The organism is Ruegeria sp. BB1, from assembly GCF_056539465.1.
This window is the reverse complement of record NZ_JBQFVB010000006.1, coordinates 181,528-193,583: the sequence shown is the minus strand read 5'-3', so window position 1 is coordinate 193,583 and position 12,056 is coordinate 181,528. Positions and strand designations below refer to the sequence as shown.

At 55.0% G+C, this 12,056-nt stretch carries 12 protein-coding genes; 5 read left to right on the top strand and 7 right to left on the bottom strand.

Annotated elements, in window-relative coordinates:
- The first annotated feature begins 48 nt into the window (after window positions 1–48).
- From ACR0AL_RS14900 to ACR0AL_RS14880, 5 genes are all read left to right on the top strand, one after another.
- Window positions 49–1,257 carry an oxidoreductase gene (locus ACR0AL_RS14900; RefSeq protein WP_480649315.1) on the top strand — a complete coding sequence of 403 codons (1,209 nt, stop codon included), beginning with the start codon at window positions 49–51 and terminating at the stop codon, window positions 1,255–1,257.
- Between the two features lie 216 nt (window positions 1,258–1,473).
- Entirely contained in the window at window positions 1,474–1,863 is a 390-nt protein-coding gene (gene speD, locus ACR0AL_RS14895; protein ID WP_170352021.1) for an adenosylmethionine decarboxylase, read from the top strand.
- 106 nt (window positions 1,864–1,969) lie between these two features.
- Window positions 1,970–3,163 carry a GNAT family N-acetyltransferase gene (locus ACR0AL_RS14890; RefSeq protein ID WP_480663618.1) on the top strand — a complete coding sequence of 398 codons (1,194 nt, stop codon included), beginning with the start codon at window positions 1,970–1,972 and terminating at the stop codon, window positions 3,161–3,163.
- A gap of 29 nt (window positions 3,164–3,192) precedes the next feature.
- Window positions 3,193–3,780 (top strand): hypothetical protein, encoded by a 588-nt coding sequence (locus ACR0AL_RS14885; RefSeq protein ID WP_170352023.1) that lies wholly within the window; start codon window positions 3,193–3,195, stop codon window positions 3,778–3,780.
- 77 nt (window positions 3,781–3,857) lie between these two features.
- On the top strand, window positions 3,858–5,408 hold the full coding sequence (locus ACR0AL_RS14880) for a polyamine aminopropyltransferase (RefSeq protein WP_480663616.1): 1,551 nt from the start codon (window positions 3,858–3,860) through the stop codon (window positions 5,406–5,408).
- Between the two features lie 250 nt (window positions 5,409–5,658).
- On the opposite strand, the gene otnC is transcribed toward ACR0AL_RS14880, so the two are convergent.
- The 7 genes from otnC to ACR0AL_RS14845 are packed head-to-tail and all read right to left on the bottom strand — an operon-like array spanning window position 5,659 to window position 11,982.
- Entirely contained in the window at window positions 5,659–6,300 is a 642-nt protein-coding gene (otnC, locus tag ACR0AL_RS14875; RefSeq protein ID WP_170352025.1) for a 3-oxo-tetronate 4-phosphate decarboxylase, read from the bottom strand.
- A complete protein-coding gene (gene otnK / locus ACR0AL_RS14870; protein WP_480663614.1) occupies window positions 6,297–7,574 on the bottom strand; it encodes a 3-oxo-tetronate kinase in 1,278 nt (425 codons plus the stop codon). Before otnK ends, otnC begins: the two co-directional genes overlap by 4 nt.
- Window positions 7,571–8,368, bottom strand: a complete 798-nt coding sequence (locus ACR0AL_RS14865; RefSeq protein ID WP_480663612.1) for an N-acyl homoserine lactonase family protein — start codon at window positions 8,366–8,368, stop codon at window positions 7,571–7,573. The genes otnK and ACR0AL_RS14865 overlap by 4 nt, the downstream gene beginning before the upstream one ends.
- On the bottom strand, window positions 8,365–8,652 hold the full coding sequence (locus tag ACR0AL_RS14860) for a putative quinol monooxygenase (protein WP_480663610.1): 288 nt from the start codon (window positions 8,650–8,652) through the stop codon (window positions 8,365–8,367). The genes ACR0AL_RS14865 and ACR0AL_RS14860 overlap by 4 nt, the downstream gene beginning before the upstream one ends.
- Entirely contained in the window at window positions 8,652–10,163 is a 1,512-nt protein-coding gene (locus tag ACR0AL_RS14855; protein ID WP_480649307.1) for a tripartite tricarboxylate transporter permease, read from the bottom strand. The genes ACR0AL_RS14860 and ACR0AL_RS14855 overlap by 1 nt, the downstream gene beginning before the upstream one ends.
- 4 nt (window positions 10,164–10,167) lie before the next feature.
- A complete protein-coding gene (locus tag ACR0AL_RS14850; RefSeq protein ID WP_480644830.1) occupies window positions 10,168–10,917 on the bottom strand; it encodes a hypothetical protein in 750 nt (249 codons plus the stop codon).
- A gap of 57 nt (window positions 10,918–10,974) precedes the next feature.
- Window positions 10,975–11,982, bottom strand: coding sequence for a Bug family tripartite tricarboxylate transporter substrate binding protein (locus ACR0AL_RS14845; RefSeq protein ID WP_170361964.1), 1,008 nt, complete (start codon window positions 11,980–11,982; stop codon window positions 10,975–10,977).
- Window positions 11,983–12,056 lie beyond the last annotated feature (74 nt).

Genomic DNA, 12,056 nt, shown 5'->3' with positions numbered 1-12,056 from the left:
ATTGTCCAAATTATCTAAGGTGGAGATCAAAAACCAAGGAGACCCACCTTGCCCGCCGCCTCGAACATCTCTCTCTTCACGCCGCTTACACTACCGAACGGGCGTGTTTTGAAGAACAGGATCATCAAATCGGCCATGTCGGATTCACTGGCCGACGGTCAGGGCAACCCAACCGCTGCACAGATGCGTCTGTATGAACGTTGGGCAACAGGGGGTGTGGCCGCGTCAATTATCGGCGAGGTGCAAGGCGATCCTCATTTCCCTGAAAAGCCGGGCAATTTGGTGCTTGATGAACAAGCCGACTTGGCGGCCTTCAGCGATCTTGCCCGGCGCGGGTCGACCGACGGCGCGCAGCTTTGGCTGCAACTCGGCCATGCCGGGGCGTTGGCCCATTTACCGATCAGCCAGCCTAGAGGCCCAAGTGCTATAGACTTCCCAGACTTTCGCAGCGAAGCCATGTCTTTGCCCGAAATCAGAGCAATCCCGGATCAATTTGCCCGCACTGCCCATCTTGCAGCCAAACTTGGTTTTGGGGGCGTCCAGATTCATGCCGCGCATGGGTTTCTTCTGAGCCAGTTTCTCTCACCCCTCTTCAACCGCCGGACGGATGCCTATGGCGGCGCAATCCACGCGCGGATGCGCCTGCTGATCGACACGGTCGAGGCCGTTCGTGCCGCAGTGCCCCGCAATTTTACAGTTGCTGTCAAACTCAACGCCACCGATCAGCTGGACGGCGGTCTTACAGAACAAGACGCGCTGAAGGTGGTTGCAGGGCTTGAAGGCAAAGGTGTTGATCTATTGGACATCAGCGGCGGAACTTATTTCCCGGGCGCTCCGTCCAGTTCTGATCGTACGTCCAAAGGCCCCTATTTCCTCGACTTCGTTCGTGCGGCGCGCGGTCTAACCGCGATCCCGCTTATGGCCACCGGAGGATTCAAGCGCCGCGACGAGGCAGAAGCCGCAATTATGGCGGGGGATGTGGATGCGGTGGGTATCGCACGAGGCTTTGTTCTTGATCCCGCTTTGCCCCGGACGTGGCAGGCGCGACAACACGAGGTCCCCTTCCCCCGCTTCACCACCCTTCCACCCGGAGGGATGACCGCGTGGTATACCATGCGCATGACGGATATCGGGTCGGATCGGGAAGGATCGGTGGATCGCGGTATTGCCCAGGCCATCACCGAATATGAAAACCGCGACGCACAGCGCGCAAGGATCTGGCAGAACCGGTTTAATTCCAGGTCAAAGCAAACCTGAGACAGCCGATCAGCAGGTTATGTGAAATTGCCCCCAAAAGCACCAAAACCGAACCAGTCGCGGTCTTGATTAAATTTTAGCGCAAATCCCTCATGAGTTGTGTTTTTTTGCCACAGCCCAGCAACCCAATTCAGATAAACCTGAGTTGAGATTGACTACCAAGATCAGAGGGATAGTCAGGATACAGAATTTTTGGATTTGAGGTTTCGATTTCATATGGATGGGTTCTCATCTTCTCTGGGCCTACACCTTATAGCAGATTTTTTCGATGCAAGCGCACTATACGATCCTTCCCCAGCAGAAGAGACCCTGAGACGCGCGGCAATTGCTGCCAATGCTCAGGTTCTTGGGATCAACATGCGCGATTTCGGACAACGGGCAGGTTTCACAGGCATGGCACTTTTGGCCGAGTCGCACATCTCGGTCCACACCTGGCCCGAACACGGATATGCCGCCATCGATATCTTTATGTGCGGTGACGCAGAACCACAGCGCAGCTTAGAGGTTTTGAAGTCCTATTTCCGCCCCCAGCGCGTCGATGTGCAATCCATCAAGCGCGGTCTGATCGGACAGAGCAGACACCGGCTTGCGGCGGCGGGCTGCTAAAGGGCGGATGAAGGAACTGCGCAGATGCCCGGTCACGATAAGTCTCATACTATGCGCGATAGTCGTTTATGCGCTGTGGGGTCCGGTTCGGCATTCCGGACCCATTGTGACGCTGCCAGATCATCTGTTGTTTTCGATCCGACATGGCAACCTGAACCATCTGACGCTCAATTGCCTGCTGATCCTTGTTGGCGGCAGCCTCAGCGAACCGCACTTGGGCAGCGCCCGAACCGCAGGGCTTGTTATCCTTTGCGCCGTTGCCGGAACGACAACAGAATTCGAATTGGCCGGACCCGGTTTTGTGGGGCTGTCCAGTGTCGCCTATGGCCTGGTTTCCTATGGAGTGATTGCCACAAGCACACCGGGGCGACGCAGTTGGATGCTGGCGCTGATTGTCTTTGTCCTTATCGCCGAGCTGTTGTTTCTGCGCCCTCAGATCGCCGTTTTCACCCACAGCACATCCGCCTTGATCGGAGGAGGACTCGCCATGTTTAGCGCCCTGTTCGGCTCAAAAGGGCCAACCCTTAAACCCATGGAATGGCAGCATGTATCCCCGGCTGTCCAAATCATCACCCAAACCGACGAAGATGATGCCGACGAAGCCGAAAACAAGTTCGTGCATGAAGGAACGGACAACATGTTCGTCCTGCAGGACCGCGGCGAGGTGCTGGGGCTGATCGGCTATTGCCTCGACGAAGATGCGCCGGACATCGCCTGGCTGTCCTGGACTTATCTGGATCAGGCGCATGCGGGCAAGGGGCTGGGAAGCCAGATGCTGAACGACCTGCTTGGCAAACTGGCCCAGATGCATGTCCGCAAGATTTTCATCGAAACCAGCGACTATGAAGAGTTTGGCAAAAAGCTCTATGCCGCGGCGCATAAACTGTATGAGGAATTCGGAGCCGAAGTCGAACTGACGGTACCCGGGTATCACGGCCCACGCGAAGCCAAGATCATCTATGGATTGGACAATCCCGAAGCGCCCGACATACAGGCGGCAGAGCCATCGCCAACCACTGGCCTGAGCTTCACCGACATTCACAAAGCTGCCGAAACGGACGACGTTGCCGGCCTGCGCTGGTGCGAAACCAGCAGCGGACTGAGCGGGCTGGATCAACAGCTTTCGTTGGCGCGCGCGCAAAGTTATCGCATGGCCGTTCTGGCCATCCCGTCCGACCTGTCCAACGCCAACGCAACAGAACTGCAGGCCAATGGCCTGAAAAAATGCGGCGAGCTCAAAGAGTTCTACGGCAAAGACCTGCATCAGGTCTGGTGGAGCAGCAACCTTGGCGAAACCTGAATCACAATCTCAAATCAATAGGAGAAGTTATGTTTGGAAACATTAAGACGATAGCCATTGTTGGCGTTGTGGGCTTTGTGGCCTATTCGATGTTTTTTAGTTCGAAGTCCGAGCAAACCGCCGATCTTGGGCAGGTTCTGGACCGGACCGAATTCGCGATCAACCAGTATCAGGAATACCTGGAAGCCAACAGCATCGCCGAAGCATCTGACGAGCAGGTGGATGAGTTCACCGGATATCTGACTCAGGTCATGAACTCGGACCCGCGCTTTTATGACGAACCGCTGGGCATGGAGGTTCTGTCTGACGCCAAATTCTCGGGTTTTGTCGATCCGAACGCAAATGGCACGCGCGACTCGAGCGAGGGTGAGATTTTCACAATCGAGATTGACGAGGCCAACAACCGCCTGATCGCCACCGACACCACCGGCCAATCCGCGGGCTTGCGGTTCTCGGGGGCGGGATTCCTGGCGGGGGCTCTGATCGGCAACCTGATCAGCCGCCAACGCTCGGCCGGCATTACCGCGTCCAGCTTCAACAACCGGTCAGTGACACCGCGCAACAGCTACTCGGCCCCGCGCAGCGCCCGCTCGGGCGGTTTGCGCGCCGGTAAATAAGACGCCGCGACTACACCAAACCCCACTCAGACCCGGCGCGTTATCAGTGCCGGGTCTTCCCGTTTTCGGATTTTGAAATGACTGATACTCTGACACCGCGTTACACGGCGCTGCCCCGGCGGCAGGCGATGGTTCTTCTTGGCGCAATCCTTGTTGTTGCCCTTTGTGGCATTGTCTACGAATTGATCATCGGTACGGTGTCCAGCTATCTGCTGGGAAACTCGGTCTATCAGTTCTCACTTACGATCGGGTTTTTTATGTTTGCCATGGGCGTGGGGTCCTATGTGTCCCGTTTTTTCCACGGCAATCTGATCCAGACGTTCATCTGGGTTGAGCTGATACTGGCGCTGATCGGTGGTCTGTGCAGCGTGTCGCTGTTCATGCTTTTTCCTTACGCGCCCTGGTTTTACACGGTGGGTATGTTCACCTTCATCTCGGCCATCGGATTTCTGGTCGGGTTGGAAATACCGCTGCTGATGCGCGTATTGTCGGAAAGCAGTACAACGCGGGAATCCATCGCTGATGTGCTGTCACTAGACTATATCGGTGCGCTTGGGGGATCGGTTCTGTTTCCCATTCTGTTGCTGCCGTCGCTTGGGCTGATTTCATCCTCTTTCGCTATCGGTCTGACCAATGCCATGGTTGGTCTGCTCAGCGTCCTGTGTCTGCGCGACCAACTGGATGCGCCCAAACGGATGCTGGCCTGTGCCATTGGTACCATAGTTTTGTTGTTCGCCCTGACCTTGGTGGCCGGGCGCATCACTGCATTTGCGCAGGATCATCTGTATTTTGATCGCATCGTCTGGCGCAAACAATCGCAGTATCAGTCGCTGGTCGTTACCAATACTTGGCAAAAAAACGACGTGCGCCTGTACATTGATGGCCATCTGCAATTCGCTGAAACCGACGAATACCGCTATCACGAAGCGTTGGTCCACCCTGCCTTGTCCTGGGGGGATAGCACCCCAAAGTCGGTTCTGGTGCTTGGCGGTGGCGACGGTCTGGCAGTACGTGAAATCCTGAAACACCCCAGCGTTGAGCGTATCGATCTGGTCGATCTTGACCCAGCGATGACCGACCTGGGGCGCAATCTGTCCCCCGTCGCACGTCTGAATGACAACAGCATGGAGGCATCCATACTAAACGTTCACAACACCGACGCTTTCAACTATGTCAAATCCACCGATCAGATCTATGACCGGATCATCATCGACTTTCCCGATCCTCATAGCGAGGCGCTTTCAAAACTGTATTCGGTCGAGTTCTACGCCATGGTTCAGGGCATTCTGTCCCAAAACGGCGTTCTGGTGACACAAAGCAGCTCACCTTTCTTTTCCCCCCATACCTATTGGACGATATCGGAAACCCTGTCCGAGATGTTCCCGCAGGTGGTGAACTATCAGATGTCGATCCCTTCTTTCGGGGTTTGGGGTTACAACCTTGCGACCAATGAACCCGCGTCTACGCTGGGGGATTTGCCCGAGGGTCTGAGGTTTGTAACGCCAGAGGTTTTTTTGGCCGCGCAAGTGTTTCCCAGCGACATGTTGCCCAGACGCGAGCTTGCAGTGAATTCCATCTTTGACCCCGGCATCTATCAGGAATACGCCCGCGACGTGTCAGGCTATTGAGCCTGGACGCCAATTGAATGTCGTCCACCTCTCAGATCGGGTCTAACAAGCGGGCACTGTCGAAAAAGGTCTGCATCGTCAGAGATCCTGAACTAACCCAGAGACTGTAGGTGCTCTTCTAACGCTGCATTACCGCCATTGATTTCATTAAAGAAAATTCTTGAAGTTCGACCATATTTCTGCGCGATATTTGCTCATAACTCTGCACGATTTGCCCAAAAGTCTGCGCACTCCACTTTTCGGTGCCGGATTAAATCCTTCCGAAAGTCTCTTTGAGTTCTGCGACTTGAGCTACATCCAGCAACCGGGTTGGCAGGCCCCGCAAAGCCACTAGTAGCTTGGCTGTTTCTTCTAACTCTTCTGCTGCACAGACCGCTGAGAAGAGATCCTTTCCCGAAACGACGGGACCGTGATTGGCCAACAGAACCGCACTATACTTGCCGCCCAGTTCGCGGATCAAGTAACCGGATTTCGGGTCGCCTGGTTTGATGTATGGAACCAGTTTGACCGTGCCGACGCGCATCACCACGTACGGCGTAAGCGGCGGAATACAGTCATTGGGATCGGTGTCTTCCAGACACGACAGAGCAGTGGCCCAGGTCGAGTGCAGATGAACCACAGCGCCCGCTTCCGGCCGCGTGTCATAGAAGGCTTGATGCAGAAAAACCTCTTTGGTCGGCTTGTCGCCGGAAACGTGGTTGCCATCCAAACTAATCTTGGCGATGCGCTCGGGGTCGATATCGCCCAAGGTGGAATTCGTTGGCGTCATGAGGATCCCGTCATGTAAACGCGCGGAGACATTGCCCGCCGTGCCGACGGAAAAACCACGCGCAAACAGTGATGCACACAGTTCCGACATCTGCCGTCGCAGTGTCTGTTCTTCAGAACTCATTTACCGGACTCCATCATTCTGAGGGCCTTCGCGAAAAAGTCCGGAGCGCCGAAGTTTCCAGACTTTAGAGCCAGCGCAATGGGTTCAGTCTTTCCAACGCTCAAGACTGGCACGCCCGGATCGATCTCTGGCCCAATTGACATGGCCTGTGAACCCAATGCCTCAGAGACGGCCTTGGCGACAGCGCCTGACGTCTCTCCTCCGGCCACGACAAGGCGCTTATGACCCGTTTGAACAAGTTCTCGTGCTGTTTCCGCAAAGAGATTGTCCAGCCTGTCCGCTACTACTTCTTGACCGAATTGACTTTGGATCGCACGCACCTCTTCCGGGCTTCCTGATGAGTAAGCGAGAGGGGACTCTCCTGAATGCGTTTCAAAGAAATCCAAAAGCGTTTGCGTGGTCACATCCCCGGACATAACACCCGGAACATCGATGGCGAACGTCGGATTGGATTCCGCATGAACATCGATCTGCCCGCGTGTCGTACCTGAACATGACCCTGCAAGGATAGCGGCAGGCCCAGAGATACCTGTGAACACAATGCCACCTCTTTTGGACGAAGCTTTTCTGACGAAGTTTCTGGGTAGACCCAATGCTATCCCGGATCCCCCGGTAATCAGCTGGGCATCCATCAGTGCCTCGCCCCAGGCCAGCAAATCCTCGTCCGAAATCGCATCACCGATTACAAAGCGTTCGTCTGCGATCTGCAACGCATCAGCAATCGCCTCTGGCCCTTGCTTCACGGTGCCAACTGGAACCAACCCAACCGCCTCTTTGGCCTGGTGCTGCAACCAACGCCTGATGTTCGCATCCGTCATCGGAGTAAGAGGGTGATTTTCCATCCCAGACTCGTGCAATAGCTTGCCGAGCACAAAAAGATGGCCGTGATAGATGGTACGCCCCGTGGTGGGAAAGGCCGGACAGAAAACCACCTTCTGCGCGTCCAGTTCGTTGGCAAGCGCTTCCGCGACCGGGCCGATGTTTCCTTCATTAGTGGAATCGAATGTCGAGCAGTATTTAAAAATGAACTGCTGGCATCCTTGATCCTTAAGCCACCGCAGAGCTTGCAAGCTGTCCGCTACGGCTTCCTCAATAGGTGCGGTGCGGCTCTTAAGTGAGATCACACCCGCTTCGATCTCTTTGTCAGCTGGGGAAGTTGGAATACCTGGAAACTGAGCCGTTCGTAGTCCACCTTCCGGCTCAACACCCTTCGCCAAGGTGTTTGCGACATCACTTGCACCAGTAAAATCGTCCGCTATGACACCGATTTTCATAGTTCAATGTCCCGCGTCGGCCCTGGATCCAGCCTATGGATATGCGGTGCCGCGCCCACGGGAAATACCTCACGCACAAGTGGATCATGGCCGGGCACGATAAGCCTAGAATGCGAAGCCAACCTCTCAAGGGTCTCGAAACCATCCATCATGTCTTGCAGGTCGACGACGATAGGAAAGGCTTTGCGTGCCATGAAATTCTCGTAATAGTGCGAGGCGTCAGAGGCGAGTACCATCCACCCGGCCGCCGTTCTTACGCGAACGCATTGCAACCCGCGCGAATGCCCTCCGATGCAGTGCACCGTTACCCCATCTGCAATCTCGGCTTCTCCATCATAGAACACCACCTTGCCTGAATAGAGACGCTTTACGACCTCGCATACATGGCCAGCCGTAAAAGGCGCACGCAGGTGATCCTGGCACATGCATGGACCTGTGGCGAAGGCCATTTCCGCCGACTGCATGTGCAATTTCGCGTTAGGGAACAAATGCAGCCCCCCTGCATGGTCATAATGAAGGTGGGTCACGATGACCTCAGTCACCGCTTCTGGCATAATGTCTAAAGGGCTTAGAGCCTCGCGAGGGTCCATCGCGATGGGACGACCACGTGCGGCGGCCTCATCGGAGTCATAGCCGGTATCGACCAGAACGACTTTGTTACCGCGTTTGAGCACCCAAACGAAATAATCCATCGCGTGAGGAGCGTCATGATTATCATCGAAAATGAAGCTATCGGCTCGCGTCCGGGCGTTGCGATCCGCGTATTTCACGGCATGGATTTCCCAATCGTTCATCGGATGACCTCGGAATACTGGTGAACTACCTTGGTGGCGATCATATCAGCCACCGCCGCATCGAAGGACTGAAAATGCGCGCTTTCTAGGTGGGCAGAGAACGCCGCGCTGTCCTCATAAACCTCATAAAGAAAAACTGTCTCGGGATCGTCGCCGAGGCACACGTCAAACTGTTGGCATCCGGGTTCTTCACGCAACGAGGTTGAAGCGTTTTCGACCATCAGCGGTAAAAAAGTGTCTCTCGTACCGGGTTTGAGAGTGAAAGTGACAGTAACTACAAACATCAGACAGAAAGTCCTTTCAGGCGTGAGAAAGCGCGCTTTGCAACGGGCAGCTGGCTGAGGATCAGACCAATGTTGAGCACCAGCAGAATGGCCGCACCGGGTCGTGAAAAGAAGACCGAAGGATCCCCATCCGACAGGAACAATGACCGGCGGAAGGTTTCGTCAAACAGGCTGCCCAGAATAACGCCTATCACCAACGGCGCGATTGGGTACTTCATCAGGTTCATGAAGTAGGCAACGGCGCCGACGCCAAGCATCAGGTAGAGATCATTGATACCACCACCGACGCTGAATGACCCAATTGTTGTCAGAACCATAACGACGGGTAAGAAGATGGTCTGCGGGATGGCAAGTATTTTAATGAATACCCGAGCGGTGAACAGGCCCATCAAGAACATTGTCAGGGAGGCCAGCACCAAAATTGCAACCACGCGCAAAATGATCTCGGGGTCTATCGTGGGGCCTGGGATCACGTTGTTGATCTTGAAGGCCCCCATCAAAGCCGCGGCGGGTGGCGAACCGGGAATGCCCAACACTAAAAGCGGGATTAGCGCACCACCAATACAGGCGTTGTTTGCAGTCTCAGAGCACAGCAGACCTTCCAATGATCCTTTTCCAAACTTGTCGCCCTCGGCAGATACGGTCTTGCCAACACCGTAGCTGACCCAACCGGCGACATCTTCGCCGACGCCAGGAAGCGCTCCTACCCCAGTTCCAATCACTCCTGACCGGCCAATGGTGGGCAGGTAGCGTCGGATGGAGCGTAGGTTCGGAAGGATTCGGCCCTTTAGGGCTACAACTTTCCCAGCCTCAACGTGCCTCAAACCGTCGATAATTTGGGGGATGGCAAAGGCACCCATCAAAACTGGCACGACCTGAAATCCGCTCATCAGGTAAGACCAGCCGAAGGTATAGCGCGGCTCAGACAACAGAGGGTCAAGTCCCACCATGGACATCGCAAGCCCGATCAGACCGGCGATCCATCCCTTAATCACCAGGTCTTCGCTCATCAAAGTGCCCGAAAGCAGAATGCCGAAAAGGGCCAGCAGTGCTTTCTCTGGGCTTGCGATGTTCTTTGAAACCAAAAGCAGCGCCCAGACAAAGATCAAAAGCGTGATGGTCCCGATAACTGTGCCAATGAAACTGGCCGTCGTGGTCAGCCCAAGTGCTTCACCCCCTCGACCCGCTTTAGCCAGTGGGTAGCCATCCATGGCTGTCGCCGCGCTGGCTGCTGTGCCCGGAATGTTCAGCAGAATAGACGGGTAAGAGCCGCCGTAAATCGCGCCGACATAGGCCCCGAGCAAAGCGATGAGCGAATAGTCCAGCGGGATCTTGTTGCCGAAGAAACCCGTCAAGATCGTCACTGCCAGGGTTGCCGTAAGGCCGGGCAATGCGCCGAATGTGATGCCCAGGAATACGGATGCGATCAAATACAGATAGGTCAGCGGGTCCACTGCCAGACCCACGAATGCAGTCCCAAATCCAGCTAGTTGCGAAAGAATAAAGTCCATCCGGTCAGTCTTTCCATAGCGGACGAAGCGTCACGTAGTAGTGGTATTCGATTTGCTTGAAGATCAGCCCGCCGCGCGCGGGCACGTTCTGCCGGAAAACAAAGGCCATCGCACAAACGAGGATGAGCGGGGCAAGTATTGCCACCAATGGAACGAACCGCAAAACGCGTTCAGAAGCCGCTTTGGTCAACACCACTAGTGTTAACGCGACCCACAAGGCCAGTGTAAACCAATCATCACCATGTGCATTCCAAACCACCTGTGCAGGAAAGAAGATGAATGCAAACAAACCGGCAGCGACAACTGCGATACAGGCCACCAAAGCACGCTGAGAATGGCCGCCGTAGTACCCGTAGGTCAAAGCTGTAATCAGCAACCCAGAACACAGAATGAAGTCCACTCTGGGGACCAGTCCCACGACATATGCAAGAAGGATCAGGCCGATTGTTGATGCTCGATAGGCTTCCGACCTATCCCATCCGATCCCCAAAGCACTGAGCGCGTTTTGGGCTCCACCTGAGCGGATCGAAATAGCTAGCAAGACGAAGGACAACACAAGCAATCCACCGAAGATGAACAGCGGTACAATTGCAGCCGAGTTGTACCAGTCCGACCCACTGACACCTGCGCGGTTTTCACCCCAAAGGGGGATGTCCGACGTCTTCCAAAGGAAAAAGGTGGAAATTGCTATCAGACCAATCGAGGCCCAGAAATCGCGCGCCCGCATGATCAGTGTATCGTCAGGTTTGTCCATTGCCTGCCTCTTGTCGGAAAGGGCGCGATTATGCGCGCCCTTTCAAATGTGATCGGATTATGGCTTCTCGATACCCAGCGACGCCGGATCGACGGTTGCGGCACCCAAATCTTGTAAGGTGTAGGCAAAGGTAGCTTCGAGGTTCGCAAACAGCTCTTGAGCTTCTTCGCCGTGTTGACCACCGACATCATAATTGTTTGCAGAGGCCCATTCAGCGACGGTGTCGGAGGCAATCGCTTGCTCGAAGGCATCACCAAGCGCGGCCTTTACGTCGTCCCCCGCTGAACTGTGAACTGCAAACCCGATGGCCTGCTTGAGTGGCAAATACTGATCGAGACCGTCATAGATGCCAAAGGCAGAAGGCACTGTTGCCCCTGCAATCTGCGCATCTTCGGGTGTCAACATCGCAAGCGGTTTAAGTTGACCGCCTTCGATCAACGGGGCCTGTTCAGCTAGAGAAGTCACAACCAACGCGACTTCACCTGCTATTGCTGCCTCCTGCCCGGGCGCTGAACCTTTGTATGGAACAAACTTGAATTCTGCACTGGACCCTTTTTCGATAGCCAGAAGGTTCAAGTGGTGGATCGAACCTGCGCCGGAAGCCGCCGCTGGAATGGTCCCAGGAGCAGCTTTTGCGGCGTCGACCAGCTCTTCCAGCGTGTTGTAAGGGCTATCTGCTGGAACCGAGATCAGATCAGGTGATCCGCCAACAATGAACGGATACCAAAAGTCAAATTTCTTATCCCAACCACCCTGCACAGCAGCGGTGACGTTGGACTCTGACAGACCAACCAATGTGTAGCCATCGTCTGGTTGATTCATGACGTAGACCATACCGTTGGAGCCTGCGACACCACCTGTTTGATTGATCACATTGATCGAGACTGGAAGGTGTTTTTCCATCTCGGCCATGATCATTCGGTTGATCGTATCCGTACCTCCTCCGGCCCCCCAGACCACAGCTGTGGTGATATCACGATAGGGATAATCCTGCGCAACAGCTGCCCCTGCAATCCCGGTCGCCATCACGGCTGCGGCCGCCAACCGCCCTAGCTTTTGTTTCATTTCCAAGTCCTCCCAAACAACTTTGCGTTTATTATTGCATTTATTTGCGTATACATTAAAGAATGCGTTGTCAA